This window comes from bacterium SCSIO 12844 (genome assembly GCA_024397935.1).
Taxonomy (GTDB): domain Bacteria; phylum Pseudomonadota; class Gammaproteobacteria; order Francisellales; family Francisellaceae; genus M0027.
This window is the reverse complement of sequence record CP073743.1, coordinates 1,636,735-1,655,700: the sequence shown is the minus strand read 5'-3', so window position 1 is coordinate 1,655,700 and position 18,966 is coordinate 1,636,735. Positions and strand designations below refer to the sequence as shown.

The following is an 18,966-nucleotide window of genomic DNA, read 5'->3' as shown; positions in this document are numbered from 1 at the left end:
ACTATTCCACTTCGCAAACTTCTGATGATAATATTTGTTTAATATCTTGCTTCAATGCATCTCTATCAATTTTACCAGTAGCATTTTTAGGTAATTCAGGATAAAAATCAATCACTTCAGGTACCTTATAATCTGCTAAATACTCTCTAATAAATGCTTTGACTGCAGCTTCTGTCAAACTAGCATTATGACTAGTAATTGATAGATGTATAACTTGACCATGAATTGGATGATCGACACCTGTGACAGCTGCTTCTAAAATACTTGGATGCTGATAAATGACATTTTCAATTTCTAATGGCATGATATTGGAACCATCTCGCACAATCATATGACGTAGACGACCTTTAAAATGTACAAAGCCATCATCATCAACTAATGCTAAATCACCACTTTTAATACCAAATGACTTAGGTTTATCAAATACGCCTTTTTCATCTGAATAATAACCCAACATATTACCTGTTGAGTGGATATAGATTTCTCCAGAATTATCTGATTGGTCTAATTTTTTAATGAATAACTTAACGCCAACTAAACTTTGGCCAGATGTATGACTTCGATTATCTTCTTTAGAATTAATGGTATAACCAAAGCATTCTGTCATACCAAGCCCTTGTCTCGGTATAATTTGATTAAACGTTTCTGCGAATGCTTCTGCAATTGCTAACGGTAATGCATCACCAGCTGAAATACAGTCAGTTAAACTTGTAATTGATTGGTTATGTTCATTTGCATAACGACTTAAATAATAACATTGGGCTGGTAATAAACTAATTGAAGTAGCCTGATATTGATTGGCGATATCAATGATGTTCTTTTCATCAAATCTAGGCACTAAAATACAAGGAATGCCCATTACTAGTGCAGGAATTAACTGATAAGAAAACGAAAATGCATGCATTAAAGATAAGCAGACTAATAAACGGTCATTTTGATCATAGCCCATATCATCAATGCGCTCAAAAGCATAATCATTAATTTGTTGAAAGCTATGTGCTACTGCTTTATGAAACCCGGTTGTACCAGAAGTAAAATGAATACATGCAACATCTTCTACTCTATAGTCATAATTTACTTGATCATCTATATCAATTGAAGTTGCTATACATTCAATTTCTGGAAAAATAGATTCAGCTGTCTGAATATTAATATCACTTATTTCTGAATTAATCACCTTTTGTTTATGATTATCTGTAATCACTATATCTGGTGATGCAGTTTTAAAAATTGATTTAATTTCAAATGGCTTAAGTCGATAATTTAATGGGCATGCAATACTACCATTAATCCAGCATGCTAAATAACTAACTATCGTTTCAATTCGATTTTCCAAATGAATAAATACTTTATCGCCTTGGTTTATATTATTTTGTTTTAAATAGTCTGCTAATGCGCCACTTAGACTTAATAAATAATTAAATGAATAACCAATTCCTTGATCATAAATTGCAATTGCATTGCCATAATTTTTAATGGCATTAAATAAATTTTTGTGCATTTTTCTATCCATTTATAGCAATTAGAAATTTCAGGATTTGAGCATTTTATCAAAAGATGCTTTAAAAATCTCTAATCGGTTTAAAACTCTTTCGATGTTCTTTTAAAATACCATAGGTTGTAATTGCTTCTATATGTGCTTTGGTTGGATAACCTTTATGCTGTTTAAACCCATATTGAGGATAAAGTTCATCTAGTTGAATCATCATATTATCACGGTGTACTTTTGCAAGAATAGATGCAGCACTAATTGCTTGAATTTTACTATCTCCTTTTATTACTGCTTCAGAAGCATACTGCCAGTTGGGTAATTTATTACCATCAACAAAAACAAAATCAGGTTGTTTATTTAACCGTTCTGTTGCTCGTTTCATTGCCAAAAGTGCAGCATTTAAAATATTAATTTCATCAATTTCAGCTTCTGTTGCTTCTGCAATCGCATAACTTAAGCTTTTTTCTTTAATTTCAATGGCTAGTTTTTGGCGTTTTTTTTCAGTTAATTTTTTAGAATCAGCTAATCCTTCAATTGGATTATTAGGATCTAAAATTACTGCTGCTGCAACAACAGAACCAACTAAAGGTCCCCTACCTGCTTCATCTACTCCTGCGATTAATCTATTGGTTGTATGATTGATCAAATCTGACATTGATTTACCTTATTCCTTTAATTAAACTTTGTATCATTTTCATCTTGATATAATATTCGACTAAGACTAATATTCACAAGCACAAAGTGGATAAGAATTTATTCGATGGTATTTAGAATGATTTCACTTAAAACATATAAAAGATCAATAAAGTTATTAACAGTGATTAGTTTAGTATCAATGACGCTTGGGGGGTGCTCAGATAAAACTGATTCTGATAATAGTGATGATAGTATTTCACATACAGAATATTTAACCAATACACATAATTGTGATATTTATAAAAAAGGCTTAACTTTACATGCCAATGGCCAAAGCCACGGCAAAATTACTTTTTCTAATTGGACTGAAAATGGATCACCTGCAATTTTTAATTGCTTTAGTAAGTTAACTGGTATTCATATTGTTAATAGCTACTTTACTGATAATGATATGTTAATGACTAAGATAACTTCTGGTGGCAGTTCAGGTTATGATGTTATCGTGCCTGAGTTAAATTATGTTCAAAACGAAATTAAAGCAGGTGCATTAGAAAAACTCGATAAATCAAAATTACCTAATTATCAATATATTAATAAAGCTGTTTATAAAAAAATGGCTGAATTAGACCCAGGTAATCAATATGTTTTAGCTTATAGTTACGGCACAATTGGTATTGGTTATAATGCTAAACTTGTTAAAAAATACTTAGGTGATCATGTTAAAATAGATGATTGGAATATCCTCTTTAATCCTAAATATTTAAAAAAGTTACATCGCTGTGGTGTTGCACTAATTGATTCACCTGAATATGTATTTGCTGCAACATTAGAGTACTTAGGTAAAAACCCACACTCTAAAAATCCACAAGACTATCGAGAAGCTACTGATTATCTCGTTAAAAATGTACGCCCATATTTAACTTATATTGATACGAACTTATATGAAAATGATTTAGCCAGTGGTAATTTATGTTTATCTATGGGTTATTCTGGTGATATCTTACGCGCTAATCATATCGGTCAAAGTGCTAACCCTAATTTAGATGTTCGTTATGTATTGCCAAAAAGTGGCGCCCCTATTTGGTTTGATACACTAGCTATTCCTAAAGGCGCACCTAATCTAGAAAATGCTTATGTATTTTTAAACTATATGTTAAACCCTAGGGTTAATGCTACTAATAGTAATTTTTTATTTCAGCCCAATGGTGTTAATGGTTCTGAACCTTATATGCGAAAAGAGTTAGCTTCTTCTGATATCTCACCAACAGATGAAATGATTAAAAAGCTTTATATTGTTCCATTACCTTCAGGAAAATTAAAAGATGAAATCTCACGAGATTGGTTTGCTGTTAAATATGGTGTTGAATTGGAAGATAACAAATAAAGCTATTTAAAAACTATAATTTAATAATAACTTCATTCTTAGTTGCTCTACATTTTAGTGGTTTTTCCATTTTGCTATAACCAAAAACAGCTAAAACACAGACATTAAAACTTGATAAACAATGAGAGATATACCACATACAACAGCTACCTTTCTTATTGATGAATAAGATGAAAATGAATATCCATTGATAATATTATAAATTATAATAGCAACAACAATAATGCTCATAATACGTAAAAGCCATATTAATCCTATTGATGGTGTAAACTCATCTGGATAATAGTTAAAGTAGATCATTGACAATAAACCTAAAAGCATAATACCTAAGAATATAAGGCTCTTAAATAAAGATAATACATATATAAAAATTATTGTTAAAGTTTTCATTTATTGATTATTCACCATAAAACCAAATGAAATATATTATAACCAAATATAGTATTTGGTCATCCGTTAGATTACGGTATTTGTTAAATCTACAAATTTACAACTTTAGTTTGAGGTTGTATTACTGGTTCTCTATCAGTACTAGAAAATAGTAAAATAGGTTCATTCTTTTTAGGCATTTGTTCTGTTAATTTTGATTTATATGCATTTATTTGTTTGACAAATTTATTTTGTGTTCCTAACCTTTCTTCTAATTTAGTTGCTGTATCTACTAATAAAGCAAAATTATCATGTACATCTTTGTGATCAGATTTAATTTGACTAAATACTATTTTAGATAAAGCAAAGGCTTGGCTATATAAAACTTTATTCATTATTTGAACATTTTCAGGTGTTGTTTTCAATTGATTTAACTCTAAAGCTTCTTGCGTATATTTTAATGTTTGAGTATAATTTTTTTCAACTTTACTATAAATTGCCATATTTGAGTTTAATTTTATTTGATTATCAAAATCATCTAATGCTTCATAAGCTTTTAACGCATCATTATAATGATTAAAGTACTGTGCAACATTTTTATTTGTATAGGGTGAAATACCTTTAAATGCTTTATCTCCTAGCAATTTTAATTCATTAGCTAACTCTGAGATGGATTGTTTAATGGTTGACTTATATTGTTCTGTTAAAGGGTTTTGTTCACCTTCACTTAGCATTTTTAAAGCAACTAGCTGTTCATCTAAAGCAATTGAAAGATCTGAGATTAAAGTTGATTGTCTATGTCTATAGTCACTTTCTAAATTTGACACATGCCAACTCAAAGCTTGTCCTATGTTATAGGCATATTGCCCATCATTAATTTTAATACCACGATCATGTGTTAATTGAATAGAGTTCCACAATGCATTTGCTCTCATTGCCCCGCTCCTAATACCAACTCCTAATCGATAATCTGGTTCAACTTGAGCATCACCGCATGGATAAACTGCTGGAATTTCACTATTACCACTAAATCCTAATTCATCTACTTTATGAGGATCAACGGGAAATTCACCAAAGCTATATTTACTATCTTCCAGTTCAAATTGAATATCAGGTTGTTGCATTTTTAAATTAAGTAAATCTTTTAAATACTCTTTTTTAACTTCTAATGACTTATTTGCTAAATTTTCAGGAATTTCATAGTATAAATATACACGCTTTTTACCTTCACCAATATCTAATGTTCTCATTTCAAAAAATGGTTCTGAGAAATATTCCCAACCATATTTTTTACGTAAAGTTGCCATGGCTAACGCATGCTTAACTGGATCTTTTTCTTTTGGTATATACATTAGCTCAACTTGATCTTCAGTCATTATTACATAGGCTGAAAAGTGGTTTTTAATTGGATTATTACCAATAGGACTGACACTAAAAGACTGATTATTTGTTAATTTATTAACTTCTTGAACAACTGCCCGACTAGAGCCAGTACAGTCTAAAACTAAATCACTTGCTAATGTTTTTTGTATTTTTGGACTTTTCGTTTCAACAGTTATATTACCTGAATCAAAAGTTTTAAAGTTGGCCTTTTCAAAATTAACACCTTCTTTTAAAGCTAGCGTATAAAGTGCTTTTTCAATATCTTGAATATAGATTGCATTACCAATGTCATCTGCACTTCTTAAACCTTTAAGATTAAGACCAAGTCCTTGTTCAATCTCAATTGCAACACTTTTTGCAACTATTCTTGATCGTTCATATTCACCAGCACGCGCATCAACAACAGCGATATTAATATCCAAATTATATTTTCTTTTAATTTGGGAAAGTTTTAATGCATTATAAAGACCGATTGGACCAGAACCAACAATAATGACATTTTTCATGTATGCAACCCTCTATAGATTAAGATATTTTAATACAATTGAATAATACCAATAATCAGACTAATAATTAACTCAATCAATAAATAGACAGAAATATAATAATCAGATAAATTGAAAAATATTTATATAATTTAGTTAGATATCATTAAGAAATTTGAAATAATTTAGCTTTTTATTCATAATCACGAGAGATAATTTCTGGCGAATGGTTGTGTTCAGCAAACATCGAAGGTGGTTTTTTTTCAACTAGAATAATTTCATCTTCATTAGCTGCTAGTAGACCAAAATGATTTATAAGCGTAAGAAATGTTTTTTTACTAAATACCTCTATTTTTTCATTTATAGCTGCTTCTGAATCTTCGTATGATAGGCTACCACTCTCATATAAAATATCTAATATACCCATTTCTAATAATAAACATCTCATTACTTTAGTATTAAATGAACTATAACTATTCCAAGCACCTGATGAGATATTCCAATTACTAATAATGCTACTTGGGTCATTCTGATAATTATCATTACATATTTTAAGAAGTACTTGGTAATATTGTTCTTCATCATCAAGTTCAGATAAAATTAAAATCGCATTTTGGTATTGTTGCTTTGCTTTACCATTAAAGTAGTTTATAACACCATATCCATAATGCTCATTACCAGCTTTTTCTATCGCCCTATTTATTGTTGCTTTACAAGTATCAAAATTATTTTGATCAAAATAATTAATTATATGTTCAACAAAAATTTTATACACTTTGGAAACTCCTTTTATCTTCTAACTACTCATAAATTGAATCAATTAATTTGCTAGACTGATTTTGACTAAATGATTTGAAAAATAAGCTTTTTGGTTTTGTAACTTGAGAATATTCATCATCTTCTATGACTTCGATTGCAGGGTTTATCAGTAAAATATCTTCTTCAACATCATCTATAGAAATATAACGTTGCTTAATGCTTTCTTCTAGTTCGTAAAATAAACTATATTTAAAATTATCATATAAATATTTAAATGCTTCTGGATTAGATATGTCAGCATATATAAGAGAATTAATAAAAAAGTCACTATGTTTTTCAAAAATTGTTTTTAAAGTATCTTGATAATCTATAATCTGTAGTAATTTGAAAATTGGATAATGTTTATTACTAACATCATTTTCAAATGGTAGGTAGCTCATTACCGTCCTACCTAATTCATCTGAATAAGTTAAAGAGGATGATTTTAAAAGGTATAACCAATCAATTAATAATTTTTGTTTTGGTAATTGTGGGCTAAACTCGGCATTACCAAAATCAAATATTTTAACTTTAAAATGAGTTTGATCATCATCATAGGCATTATCAGGAATTATTTTAATATTACCTGCATGTAAATCTTGATGAGAAATACCATAAACCCAAAAGTGAAACATAATATCAAAGATTTGTTGTATAATTTCTAAAATTTGTTGAGGTGAATATCCCCTATCTGTATTTTGCATAAATTGATCTAAGGTTTCAAAACCAAAATAGTTCTCATTATCAAAGCCATATATTGAAACTCTAGCTCTTAGCGGATATTTAGGATCTTGTTCCTGGAAAGACATTCTATCTAATAGAAATGCTTGATGAGTTGGATCTAAAATTGCTGTAACATACTCTTTTAAAGCCACTTCTTTTTCAAATTCTTCAACAATATCCTCACTTCTGGCATAAACAAATCCATCTTGAAAATATTTTTGTTTGCCACCTTTATTAGTTGGCTCTAAGATAACTGAGTCTTCAAAGTCAGGAAGTTTTCTTTTAACTAATTGTTCATTAAAAGCACTAGATTGATGATTATACTTATCAGGTGCTGTAGACTGTTTAACTGTTAATGTATACTCAATTACCACTCTTAAACTTTCACTATTTATTATAAACTCTTCAAAATCTATTGATTTTTCAATTCGACAATTTTTTAATGCTTGTTTCATTAATTTTGTATTGCGTTGAATAAACCCATTTATAAAATCATTAATATGATTAAGGTTATCTATATGTTGGCTTGTATTTAATTGAATTTGTTCAAAATCATCGATAACTTCAGGCATTTCAATAATTTCAAATTCATTTGGGTCTTCGATGAGTTCAAAATCAAACTCTGATATGATTGATTTTGATTTAATCATACCTTGCAATATTTCAGATAGTAGCTTTGCTTGTTCTATTTCATTTGTAAAATATTTAGAAATACTTTTTTTAGCTTCTTGCTGTTTTATATATTGGTCAATGATTAATAATGTAATATCCAACTGATTCATGTGAATAACTCCATTTATCTAATTTGAAAATCCTTTTCTCAATAGAAAACTAACACAAAAAAATCATTCATATTAAGCAATAAGAATTAAATCCTGAGACAAATAAAGATTATATTTGATTATAATAAATCCAATAATAAAAAATAATATACGATAATTCAAATAATTAGTTTAATTGTAATATGAAGCTAGTTAAAGAAATATTATTTTCGTGAATGTTAATAGATTATGAATATTTGAGATGGCTTTAGGTAGCTTTATAAATTTTATCAATCAATCGTTTTTCTTCATCAGATGCAAATTCTTGATCCCACTGATCTACTTTTGGCTTCATTAATTTAAACCATAATGGTGGGATCATTGCAATAATGATCATTGTCAGATAACCACTGATCATCATAGGTGCTTCAGGAAATGGCTTTAGATTTTGATAAGCTACTTCACCTTCAGCATGGTGATGGGAATGTCGTGTTAAATTAAACATACTCCATGAGCTTAATCGCTTATTGGCATTCCATGAGTGGCGAGGTTGAACTGGTAATGATGAAATACGTACCATACCGTAATGTTCCATATAGTTAACAATTTCAAGTAATGATTTAGCTATTAGTGCGCAAATAATAAAAGCAAACATACTTATTATTCCCCCAATAAGATATGCAGCAATGATTAATAAAATACTCATCAAATAACCACGAAATAATACATTTTTAAAAGAGAAAAATGATGAGTTTTTTTTATTTAAGCGATTTTTTTCAATATTCCAAGCACTGATATTGCCTTTTATTGTTGAAGCTAATATATGAAAATATACACTTCTACCTCTTGGTGCTGTTGCAGGATCTTCAGCTGTTGCAACATATCGATGATGCCCATAGACATGTTCAATAGAAAATGCAGCATCAAAACTAAAGCCGAGTAACCAGCGGCCAATTAGCATTGATGTTTTATCCCAAGTTCTATGCGTTAATTCATGTGCGGTAATTGTACCAATTAACCCAATCATTAGCCCTGTTAAAATGATTGCTGAGATATCACTTCCAATTGAATTACTCGCTCTTATTTTTAATAAATCATAACCCAATAAATGACTTAAAAAACTTCCAAAATAAAGAAAATCATATTCACTAAAACGCCAAATTAATGCAAAAATAATTAAGATTAACAAAGGTAATGCAAGCCATAATTGATAAGTTAAAATACTTGGGTATTTAAATTGTGGTGTTGAGGTATCATTTCCTGAATATTCATCACCAACAGTATAAAAAATAATAATGAAAATGAGTGCAAATACTGTATACATACCACCTGCTAAAATACTAGCTAATGCATACAGGCCAACTAAATGAAATATCGTATATTTCAAATAATGAAAAATCATTGTACTTGATTTTAAATTGTTATCTTTTTGTTTATTAACCAGCTTTAAGTCAGCTTGAGTTAAAAAACGATCCGCATAAATTGATTGTTTATTAATTCCCATTGAAATTAATTTTTCTTCAGCATGATCAATCATACCCTTTGGCCCGCATAAATAAGTTTCAGTATTTTCAGGGTTAATTAGTTGAATATGATCAGCAACCAATCCTTTTTTACCTTGCCAATTTTCATCATCATCAGCATCAGATAAAACAACAGTAAATTCAAATTGTTCTGTCCAATTTTTTTTAATTTGTTCAACTTTCTCTAATTGGTATAAATCGTCTTTTGTTCTTGCCCCAAAAAGAAAAGTAACAGGATAACAATTACCTTTATCTAGTGTCTCTTGTAAAATTGCAAGAATTGGAGCTAGCCCACTTCCACCAGCAATAAATAATAACTCTAACTTTTTATCTTTAAGAAAAAAATTACCTTTAGGCCCTTCAAGTGTTATAGTTTTACCTTGCAGATTTTCTTCTGCAACTATCGTTGAAAGCATACCTTCTGGTATATGTTTGATATAAAAACTTACTTCAAAATTATTATTAACTGGTGTTGCAAAGGAATAATTTCTTGAAACTTCAGGCATATCATCAAACGTTAAACTCGCATATTGCCCTGCTTTATAATCAAGTGCTTTCTCTAATTTTACTCTAAGTTCAATAATATCATGCGTTAGTTTTTCTTGGGAAATAACTTTGCCTTTTACAAATTTAATGTCACTAAATGACTCTAAATCAACATCAATTTCAATATCCGTTATAGCTCTACTCTGACAGGCTAAAATATATCCCTTAGCAAGTTCATCGCTTGACAGGATATATCCTGTTTCAGTTAATTCCTTAACTCTACCTTTAATTAACTTACATTTACACGTTGCACAGCCACCAACACGACAACTATATGGAAAGTCTAACCCTGCGTTAAGTGCGCCTTGTAAAATAGTTTCTCTATGGTCAATATCAATTAACTTATTATTAATAACAACTTGATAGTTCATAGGTTTTTTACTAAAAAATGAAAACATCGTCTTAGTCTTATTGTTGTTTAACTATTTTATTCTAAAAAACAATAAGATAAGTTAATAGGTTCTCTATTGACATTAAGGGGTTATTTTTTGACAATTATTTGTATTGATTATTTATGTAAATATGGAAATTACATTGTGTTTCAATCAAATATCTCACTTCCATCTTATTGTATTAGGCAAATTATAACGATTATTAGTGAACATCATAAGCACCTAAATACTTGGATAAATAAAAAATTTATGAATGAAAAGCATCTAAATGATCCCGTTATTTCTTTAGCTTGGTCTGACTTTTATCAATTACTTAAACAAGCAAAAAAGCTATTGAATAACCCCTCAATTGGACTTATGGTTGGTGATCGCCTACTAACAAATACACATGGTATTTTAGGCTTTGCGATGATGAATAGTGCCTCACTTCGTCAGTCAATCAACCTACTTGAAAACTTTCTACCTTTAAGAACTAACCTTATTTCTATTAAACAGCAATCTCAAGGCGGTTATTTGTTAATTCAAATAAATGAAAATCACCCACTTGATGATGTAAAAGAAATTATTATTGAAGCTGTTGCTTTAGCGCTTAAAAGGTTAATTGACTATATTACCATGACATCAAATAATTCAATCTATGTTGCATTTTCATTTGCAGAAAACTCACAAGCTCAATTGGCCTCTGATTTATTTCAATGTGATATAATTTATAATCAACCCTTTAATGGTATTGCATTACCTTTGTCAATATTAGATAAGCCACTACCAATGGCAGATACTGAAACCTACATTTATGCAGTGAATATCTGTCAAAAAGAACTAGAAACAATCAATAAAAAACCTTTAATTAGTCAACAAATTTATCAATTACTTTTAGAAAGTAAACATTATGCTCAACCTTTAGAATCAATAGCACAAAAGTTTCATTTATCACCCAGAACCATGCATCGGCGTTTATTAAAAGAAGGAACAACTTATCGAGAAATATTAGAGACAGTTAAACACACACTAGCTATTTCATATTTGCGTAATAAACAAATGGCAATTCAAGAAATTGCATTTAATTTAGGTTATCATGATGTAGCAAATTTTCGTCGTGCTTTTAAACGTTGGGAAGGTGTTCCACCTTCAAAATATTTGGAAAAAATTGTAATTTAGGCCTTTTGTAACAGCATGTTCATATATTTTATTATTAAGTTTTACAGTATATAAAGCACATGCTAATATCGGTCACATATTTTCAATAGGAACTAAAATTTGTGTTCAAAAACTTTAATTTCCACTTTGATATTCCTAAACTAGCTTTTCCATTAATTTTATCAAATTTAACAGTTCCTATGTTAGGTTTTATTAATACCATAATTGTAGGGCATTTCCAAAACCAGTCCTATCTTGCAGCTATCGGCCTTGGAACTATGATCTTTAATTTTATTTATTGGGGATTAGGTTTTTTTCGAATGACAACAACAGCTTTAATTTCCCATGCTTATGGTGAAAGAAATAAATCTAAGATCAATGATATCCTATTACATAGTATTTATTTAGCAATTGTTATTGGTCTGAGTTTAATTATTTTACAATATCCATTATTTCGATTTTTTTCATTATGGATACATCCAAATCAAGAAATCAATAACTTAATGCGCCAATATTATAATATACGTATTTGGGGTGCTCCTGCAGTATTAATAAACTTCATCGTTGTTGGTATTCTAATAGGAATACAAAAAACTCGTGGCCCGCTTGTTTTATTAATTATAACTAATTTTCTAGCTATTCTTTTATCAATTTTTTTAGGTGTTATATTACAACTTAAATTAATAGGGATTGCTTGGTCAGATGTTCTATCTCAATATATTGGCTTACTTGTTGGAATTTATTTGATAAGTCATTATCTTAATTTCAAAAATATATTTATAAAAACAAAAATAAAGCTTCACAAATTTAAACCACTATTAAGTGCTAATAGAGATATTTTCATTAGATCATTGTGTTTAATAATTGTCTTTACTTTTTTTACTATATGGAGTGGCTATATTAGCGTTTTAGTGCTTGCTGTAAATACTCTATTAATGAATTTTTTTCAAATAATGTCTAATGCACTGGGCGGATTTGACAATGTTGCAGAGGCTTTTTCAGGTCAAGCAATTGGTGAAAAAAATATTATAAAATTTAAAAAAAATATCTTCATAGTTGGCTATTGGGCTCTAGCATGTAGTCTATTATTCAGTATTATTTATCTTTTGTTTGGACATACTTTTATAAATTGGATGACTAATATTCAATTAGTTAAAGATATGGCTTCTGACTATATGCCATTTATGATTTTGTTTCCACTTGTTAGTTTTGTAAGTTTTTTATTAGATGGCATAGCAATTGGCGCAAATTTATTTAAAGAAATGCGTAATGGAATGATTTTAACTGTGATACTATTTTTTGGGATATGGTATGTATTAAAGCCGTATGGTAATTTAGGCCTTTGGTTAGCATTTTACAGCTTTTTTATATTAAGGGCTTTAATACTTGGATATTTTATTAGAAATTTTTATTTAAAGCATCGGTTTATGTGATCAATTTTTTGAGCTATTTACTTTAATTTCCCATCAAAATAATACCATTTATTTGAGAATTTTTTAAATTTTGAATTCTCATGCATAAATTGCTCTTTTCCATCTAGTAAATACAATGCTTTAAATTCAACAAACCCTACTTTATCGTTTGCTTGACCAAAACGCTTACTCATTATTTCAAGATTTAACCACTTTGGTTTTTCTGCCCATTGAGCTATTTCAAGATATAGATTCTTTGAACGTTTTTGTGGGTGTGTTGTCTCTACAATATAATCAACCAATTTTAAAACATAAGCACTATATCGTGAACGCATTAATTGTTCTGCAGTTTGTACACTCTGATGATTATCATGAGCAATTTTACAGCATTGATCGTAATTTAACTTACTTTTGCATGGACATATTAACTCTTTTGAGTTGTTTTTGGTAATCATTATATTTATGGTTTATATATAACTTGTTTAATTATACACTCAGTGTAATACAGTTTTTATAAATTTAGAATTTTATATTTATCTTTTAATTTCTTCATCAAAGCCTGATGCTCTTAAAACCATTTTAATAAAATCATGTTTCTTATCTGTATAAGCTTCACGGTCATTTTTAAATTGCTCAGCTAACTCTAATTTAAGTTGCTCATATTCTAATTTTAGTTCTTTATTTTTTTTCAATATATCCCTAAATAAAACACTATGAATCCATCTTGGGTTATCTTTGGCAACGATATGAACATGGTGTGTTCTTTTTTTACCATATGGTGGCATCCCTTTAAAAAAGCGCAAATGTTTTTTATCTGGATTTTCTTGCCAAAATATATAACCTAATTTTTCAAGTATAGGCACCCATAATACGCCTTGTTGAATATCTTCAATCACAATAAAAATATCTATAATGGGTTTACTCGATAAATTAGCTATTGCTGTACTACCTATATGCTCAATTTTTATATAATTTAATTTTAACGGCTCTACAATTGCTTTGATAATATTAATTTCAAGATTGGCAAGCTTTGGCCATGCAGGGTCGTAGCTTACAATTTCAATATCATCAGTAGCTTCTTTCTGTATTTGATCTGCATTGCCTGTTTTATAATCTATATATTCAATAAAAGCACTTTTACCTTTTACATAATTATCTATATCTTGTGAAAATGCATTGGCTAAATTAGTTTTAATTAACTCATAGGCTTTAGCATAATCTAAATTTTGACTGAGAAAATCTCTAAATTCCAAATGACGACTAATATGAGGATTATCTTTTTCAAATAAATGAATATGATGGGTTCTTTTTTCTTTTGATTTCCAATAATACCTCCTGTTAGGTATGCCAAATTCTCCCATCACTTGATAACCCAACTGTTCAAATTGATTATTTAATTGATCAATTTTTGATAAATTATCTACTACAGGCATCATATCAATAATTGGTTTAGCACTAATCTTTTGAATTGCTGTACTACCTATATGATGAATATCAACACAATGATTACCTAATATTTTTTTTATACGACCTGCTTCAGCTTGAAAAGCTTCTTGCCATTGATCATTATGCGCAACTAAAACGACATCCCTTATTTTTTCATTCCCAGTGTTACTCATACTCATTATTTTCAGGCCTTATATTTATGGTTTATATATAACTTATTTATATTCCTTGATTAAATCCTAACTGCCGCCAAGCTTCATATAAAATTACAGCAACTGAATTTGATAAATTTAAACTTCGTGACTCAGGTAGCATTGGTATTCTAATCACTTGTTGTTTCGGTAAAGATGCAAGATAGTCTTTTGGAAGTCCACGTGTTTCAGGCCCAAATAATAAAATATCACCTGCTTGATAGTCCACATCATGATAATAAGTAGTACCATGTGTTGATATTGCAAATACACGAGTTTTTTGTGTCTCTCTTTTAAAATCATCAAAATTTTTATGATGATTAATATCAGCAAACTCATGATAATCAAGACCTGCTCGCCTTAACTTTTTATCATCCCAAGCAAAGCCTAATGGTTCGATTAAATGTAGAGGTGCGCCAGAGTTCGCACACAGTCGAATTATATTACCTGTATTCGGTGGAATTTCTGGTTCATGTAATGCAATTTCAATCATATACTTATTAATACCTTTATTTGAAAAATAAAAAACTACGATGAAGTGAAAGATAGCAAAAATCCCCCTAACAATCTATAATTCAAAATTAAATTAGATAATAAAATTAGTTGGCAACACTAAAAATGTTAAGAGAACAAAAGCATAATCCATATATTGAACTTATTATTCCAGTTTTTAATGAAGCAGATTTAATTGGCGCATTTATTGAAAAACTAGATCATAAATTACAATCTTATACAACAAATTATCGTATTATCTTAGTTGATGACGGTAGTTCAGATAACTCCGCTGAAATTATTCAGTCAATTACAGGTAAATTTCCAATTACATTAATTAGTTTTTCACGTAACTTCGGTAAAGAACCTGCCATTACAGCTGGTTTAAAAGAAGCGTCAACTGATGCCGAATTTGTTATTATTATGGATTCAGATTTTCAACATCCATTAGATATAATTGATCAGTTTATTGAAAAATGGTATGAAGGTTATGATAATATTTATGGTGTAAGATCCCGTGATGACCAACCATTTTTTAAACGTTTATTTTCAAGTTGGTTTTATAAAATCAATAAATTAATTATGAATATCGAGCTACCTGCAGATGCAGGTGATTTTAGATTAATCGACCGTCAAGTCTTAATCGCATTAAATGCATTACCTGAAACAAACCGTTTTATGAAAGGGTTATATGCTTGGGTTGGTTTTAAAGGATGCCCTGTACCCTATCAAGTCGCTCCTAGAGCTGGCGATGGTAAAAGTAAATGGAATTATCGTAAACTATTTGAATTAGCGCTTACTGGTATTACTTCGTTTTCAGATTGGCCATTAAGAATATGGTCATTAATAGGCGTTATTATTTCCTTATTAGCATTTTGTTATGGCATATACGTTATTATTGATACATTTATCTCTGGCGTAAGAACACCAGGTTGGGCTACCGTTGTTGCAGGCATTACTTTCTTAGGTGGTATTCAATTGATATCAATTGGTGTTGTCGGTGAATATGTTGCTAGAATTTTTAATGAAGTAAAACAACGCCCTATCTATATTATTAATAAAAAGAAAAGTCGTAATTTAGCTTCTACTAAAACAAATGAGTCAAGCAGTGATTAAACCACATCATATTATTCTTTTTAAACAAACATTTAAATTTGGAATTGTTGGTGTTATTGCTGCAATTGTGCACTTTATCATTGTAAGTATTCTAGTTCATTTTTTTCACTGGTATCCACTTTTAGCCAATATCGTTGCATTTCTTATTGCTTATAATGTTAGCTACTTTGGCCATAAAAATTGGACTTTCCATGAGCACGGAAAAAAAATAAGTCATACGTCAAATATTAAATTTTTTATTGTTGCCACTTTAAGCTTTATTTTAAATGAAGGTTTGTATGGTATTTATCTACTATTTATACCCCATTATCAATTTGCACTATTTTTAACACTAGCAACTGTACCACCAATTACTTTTATACTTAGCAAACTATGGGCTTTTAAATAGATATTGCTTCCAGCAGAATCTTATATTGTAATAAGTTAAAATATAAACCAACTTTAAAGTAAATTTATGAACTATATACAATCAAGCATCATTGCTATTGCAACTGTAATTACCTTATCACATAGTGTATTTGCTAACGAAGTTGAAGGCACATTAAATGATACCTCCTATCAACTTTGTTTTACACCTTCAAATGGTCAATGTACTAAATTGATCGTTAATGAAATCAATAACGCTAAAAAGTCGATTAACATTCAGGCCTATTCATTTACATCACAACCCATTGTTGTTGCATTAATTGATGCATCAAAACGAGGCGTAACTGTCACACCAGTGCTAGATAAAATTGATGCTGGTAATAAATATAATGTCTCACATGCATTAACCAATGCAAATATCCCTGTCTGGATCGATTATCAGCCTAAAATTGCACATAATAAAGTAATGATTATTGATGATAAAACTGTTATTACTGGCTCGTTTAATTGGACAAAAAGTGCTGACTATAGAAATGCTGAGAATGTATTGATTATTCATAATGTAACACTTGCAAATCAATACAATCAAAACTTTAAAAAACGTAAAGAGGCCGCTGTTATTCTACCTAAATACTGCGAACTTTCTGGTAAATGCACTTCGTGGTGGGATCAAGTTAAATCAACCAGTAATAGCATCTATTCAAACCTCTCACAAGCCGCACAAGATGGCTCTGAAAAAGTAAAAGATTTATTTAATTAATTTCTTTATTAATCAGTAAATTATAGCATTTTAAATCAAAAGCATTGTTTCATATACCCAAAAGTTAGCAGCAATTCCCGCTATTAATGACACGGGTTGCAAATAAAGACTTTTAGACCGATCATATATTTATTTTTCGTAACCTAGTTATTTTACAATGAACAATCAATTTAAAAAACATCTATCTATACCAGGTTTATTACACACATTAAGAAATAGCTTTGCAAAAGCTACTGATAGGAAGTCATCCAGCATTTACTCACTTGTTGATTGTTTGATGTGTGGCATGGCAGTATTTGGAATGAAGTATCCTTCATTACTTAAATTTGATAAAGATATGCGATCAGAGGGCAGTTTGGTTAAAAATAATATTAGCTCATTATATAAAGTTGAAAAAGTGCCATGTGATACATATTTACGTGAACGTTTAGATGAAATTGATTATCTTCAATTACGTCAGTCATTTAATGCATTACTAAGCAATCTACAAAGAGGTAAAGTTCTAGAGCAATATTGTTTTTATAATGATTATTATTTGATTTCCAGTGACGGCACAGGGATGTTTTCATCACATGAAGTGCATTGTGATAATTGCTGTGTAAAACATCACCGTAATGGAACAAAAACTTATTATCATCAAATGTTGTGTGCTTCGATTGTACATCCTGATATAAAGCAAGTGATTCCATTAGCGCCTGAGCCAATTATTAAAAGTGATGGAACAAAGAAAAATGATTGTGAGCGAAATGCAGCCAAACGTTTAATTAAACGTCTTCGCCAAGAACACCCGCACTTAGCAATGATTTTTGTTGAAGATGCCTTATATGCCAATGGCCCTCATATTGATGACCTAAACAAACATAATATTCATTATATTCTAGGAGTAAAACCAAGTGATCATACCTGGCTTTTTGACTGGGTTAAAGCAAGTAAATCCGAGTTTTTGTCGATGTCACTAGAGGGTGTTAAACATGAATTTGAGTGGGTTAATCAAGCTGAATTAAATGAAACTAGAAGTGATATTAAGGTTAACTTTTTGTCTTATAAACAGACAAATAAAAAAGGTAAAGTACAGCATTTTACTTGGGTGACAGACCTTGATCTTAATTCAAACAATGTATTTAAAATAATGACAGGAGCACGTGCACGCTGGAAAATTGAAAATGAGACATTTAATACATTAAAAAATCAAGGGTATAATTTTGAACACAATTTTGGTCATGGAGCAAACAACTTATGTACAGTATTTGGCTTTTTGATGCTATTGGCATTTTTGGTAGATCAAATTCAAGAACTATGCTGTCCATTATTTAAGTCGGCATTAAAAAAATTAGAGACAAGAAGTCGTTTATGGGACAGAATAAGAAGTGCTTTTTTTATAGCACAGATTAATAGTTGGGAAGCGCTATATTTACACCTATCAGGAAAAGTTAAAGCCCAATTGATCATCGACACTGGTTAATTATATTTTGCCATGAACATCGTGTTTTTAACTATACCCGGTTATTTATTAATGAGACATAAAAATCTAATATACGGTGCATATGCTGTAGC

The 18,966-nt window shown here is 29.7% G+C and carries 17 protein-coding genes; 7 read left to right on the top strand and 10 right to left on the bottom strand.

Going from position 1 to position 18,966, the window contains the following annotated elements; genetic code table 11:
• Nucleotide 1: 1 nt before the first annotated feature.
• Both KFE69_07795 and rnhB read right to left on the bottom strand, forming a co-directional pair.
• Nucleotides 2–1,501 carry an acyl--CoA ligase gene (locus KFE69_07795; protein ID UTW41417.1) on the bottom strand — a complete coding sequence of 500 codons (1,500 nt, stop codon included), beginning with the start codon at nt 1,499–1,501 and terminating at the stop codon, nt 2–4.
• 61 nt (nt 1,502–1,562) lie between these two features.
• Nucleotides 1,563–2,147 (bottom strand): ribonuclease HII, encoded by a 585-nt coding sequence (gene rnhB, locus KFE69_07790; protein UTW41416.1) that lies wholly within the window; start codon nt 2,145–2,147, stop codon nt 1,563–1,565.
• 117 nt (nt 2,148–2,264) lie between these two features.
• Between rnhB and KFE69_07785 the strand changes: the two genes are divergently transcribed.
• Entirely contained in the window at nt 2,265–3,512 is a 1,248-nt protein-coding gene (locus tag KFE69_07785) for an extracellular solute-binding protein (protein UTW41415.1), read from the top strand.
• Between the two features lie 90 nt (nt 3,513–3,602).
• Here the strand turns inward: KFE69_07785 and KFE69_07780 are convergent, their stop codons facing one another.
• From KFE69_07780 to KFE69_07760, 5 genes are all read right to left on the bottom strand, one after another.
• A complete protein-coding gene (locus KFE69_07780) occupies nt 3,603–3,812 on the bottom strand; it encodes a hypothetical protein (GenBank protein UTW41414.1) in 210 nt (69 codons plus the stop codon).
• A gap of 179 nt (nt 3,813–3,991) precedes the next feature.
• Nucleotides 3,992–5,770: a hypothetical protein gene (locus tag KFE69_07775; GenBank protein ID UTW41413.1), complete on the bottom strand. Its 1,779-nt coding sequence runs from the start codon at nt 5,768–5,770 to the stop codon at nt 3,992–3,994.
• A 172-nt stretch (nt 5,771–5,942) separates the two neighbouring features.
• Nucleotides 5,943–6,524 (bottom strand): hypothetical protein, encoded by a 582-nt coding sequence (locus KFE69_07770; GenBank protein ID UTW41412.1) that lies wholly within the window; start codon nt 6,522–6,524, stop codon nt 5,943–5,945.
• Between the two features lie 25 nt (nt 6,525–6,549).
• Nucleotides 6,550–8,052, bottom strand: a complete 1,503-nt coding sequence (locus KFE69_07765) for a hypothetical protein (protein UTW41411.1) — start codon at nt 8,050–8,052, stop codon at nt 6,550–6,552.
• Between the two features lie 247 nt (nt 8,053–8,299).
• Nucleotides 8,300–10,498 (bottom strand): fatty acid desaturase, encoded by a 2,199-nt coding sequence (locus KFE69_07760; GenBank protein ID UTW41410.1) that lies wholly within the window; start codon nt 10,496–10,498, stop codon nt 8,300–8,302.
• Between the two features lie 138 nt (nt 10,499–10,636).
• Here KFE69_07760 and KFE69_07755 point away from each other — a divergent pair, with 138 nt between their 5' ends.
• The gene (locus KFE69_07755; GenBank protein UTW41409.1) at nt 10,637–11,650 is read left to right on the top strand and encodes an AraC family transcriptional regulator ligand-binding domain-containing protein; all 1,014 of its coding nucleotides are present in this window, start codon (nt 10,637–10,639) and stop codon (nt 11,648–11,650) included.
• Between the two features lie 179 nt (nt 11,651–11,829).
• Nucleotides 11,830–13,062 carry an MATE family efflux transporter gene (locus tag KFE69_07750; protein UTW41408.1) on the top strand — a complete coding sequence of 411 codons (1,233 nt, stop codon included), beginning with the start codon at nt 11,830–11,832 and terminating at the stop codon, nt 13,060–13,062.
• Nucleotides 13,063–13,079: 17 nt separating this feature from the next.
• Here the strand turns inward: KFE69_07750 and KFE69_07745 are convergent, their stop codons facing one another.
• The 3 genes from KFE69_07745 to trmL form a co-directional block, all read right to left on the bottom strand.
• Nucleotides 13,080–13,496 (bottom strand): YchJ family protein, encoded by a 417-nt coding sequence (locus KFE69_07745; protein UTW41407.1) that lies wholly within the window; start codon nt 13,494–13,496, stop codon nt 13,080–13,082.
• Between the two features lie 78 nt (nt 13,497–13,574).
• On the bottom strand, nt 13,575–14,666 hold the full coding sequence (locus KFE69_07740) for a GrpB family protein (GenBank protein UTW41406.1): 1,092 nt from the start codon (nt 14,664–14,666) through the stop codon (nt 13,575–13,577).
• A gap of 40 nt (nt 14,667–14,706) precedes the next feature.
• On the bottom strand, nt 14,707–15,171 hold the full coding sequence (trmL, locus tag KFE69_07735) for a tRNA (uridine(34)/cytosine(34)/5-carboxymethylaminomethyluridine(34)-2'-O)-methyltransferase TrmL (protein UTW41405.1): 465 nt from the start codon (nt 15,169–15,171) through the stop codon (nt 14,707–14,709).
• 125 nt (nt 15,172–15,296) lie between these two features.
• Here trmL and KFE69_07730 point away from each other — a divergent pair, with 125 nt between their 5' ends.
• The 4 genes from KFE69_07730 to KFE69_07715 all read left to right on the top strand — a co-directional run bounded on the left by KFE69_07730 (nt 15,297) and on the right by KFE69_07715 (nt 18,874).
• Nucleotides 15,297–16,286: a glycosyltransferase family 2 protein gene (locus KFE69_07730; protein ID UTW41404.1), complete on the top strand. Its 990-nt coding sequence runs from the start codon at nt 15,297–15,299 to the stop codon at nt 16,284–16,286.
• Nucleotides 16,279–16,674, top strand: coding sequence for a GtrA family protein (locus KFE69_07725; protein UTW41403.1), 396 nt, complete (start codon nt 16,279–16,281; stop codon nt 16,672–16,674). Before KFE69_07730 ends, KFE69_07725 begins: the two co-directional genes overlap by 8 nt.
• A gap of 66 nt (nt 16,675–16,740) precedes the next feature.
• The gene (locus KFE69_07720; GenBank protein ID UTW41402.1) at nt 16,741–17,412 is read left to right on the top strand and encodes a phospholipase D family protein; all 672 of its coding nucleotides are present in this window, start codon (nt 16,741–16,743) and stop codon (nt 17,410–17,412) included.
• A 157-nt stretch (nt 17,413–17,569) separates the two neighbouring features.
• Nucleotides 17,570–18,874, top strand: a complete 1,305-nt coding sequence (locus tag KFE69_07715; protein UTW41401.1) for a transposase — start codon at nt 17,570–17,572, stop codon at nt 18,872–18,874.
• Nucleotides 18,875–18,966 lie beyond the last annotated feature (92 nt).

Coding starts and splice junctions, on each gene's coding strand:
- KFE69_07720 (UTW41402.1), top strand. CDS start 16,741: ATGAACTATATACAATCAAGCATCATTGCTATTGCAACTGTAATTACC.
- KFE69_07715 (UTW41401.1), top strand. CDS start 17,570: ATGAACAATCAATTTAAAAAACATCTATCTATACCAGGTTTATTACAC.
- KFE69_07745 (UTW41407.1), bottom strand. CDS start 13,496: ATGATTACCAAAAACAACTCAAAAGAGTTAATATGTCCATGCAAAAGT.
- trmL (UTW41405.1), bottom strand. CDS start 15,171: ATGATTGAAATTGCATTACATGAACCAGAAATTCCACCGAATACAGGT.
- KFE69_07775 (UTW41413.1), bottom strand. CDS start 5,770: ATGAAAAATGTCATTATTGTTGGTTCTGGTCCAATCGGTCTTTATAAT.
- KFE69_07780 (UTW41414.1), bottom strand. CDS start 3,812: ATGATCTACTTTAACTATTATCCAGATGAGTTTACACCATCAATAGGA.
- rnhB (UTW41416.1), bottom strand. CDS start 2,147: ATGTCAGATTTGATCAATCATACAACCAATAGATTAATCGCAGGAGTA.
- KFE69_07795 (UTW41417.1), bottom strand. CDS start 1,501: ATGCACAAAAATTTATTTAATGCCATTAAAAATTATGGCAATGCAATT.
- KFE69_07785 (UTW41415.1), top strand. CDS start 2,265: ATGATTTCACTTAAAACATATAAAAGATCAATAAAGTTATTAACAGTG.
- KFE69_07760 (UTW41410.1), bottom strand. CDS start 10,498: ATGTTTTCATTTTTTAGTAAAAAACCTATGAACTATCAAGTTGTTATT.
- KFE69_07730 (UTW41404.1), top strand. CDS start 15,297: ATGTTAAGAGAACAAAAGCATAATCCATATATTGAACTTATTATTCCA.
- KFE69_07740 (UTW41406.1), bottom strand. CDS start 14,666: ATGAGTATGAGTAACACTGGGAATGAAAAAATAAGGGATGTCGTTTTA.
- KFE69_07750 (UTW41408.1), top strand. CDS start 11,830: ATGTTAGGTTTTATTAATACCATAATTGTAGGGCATTTCCAAAACCAG.
- KFE69_07765 (UTW41411.1), bottom strand. CDS start 8,052: ATGAATCAGTTGGATATTACATTATTAATCATTGACCAATATATAAAA.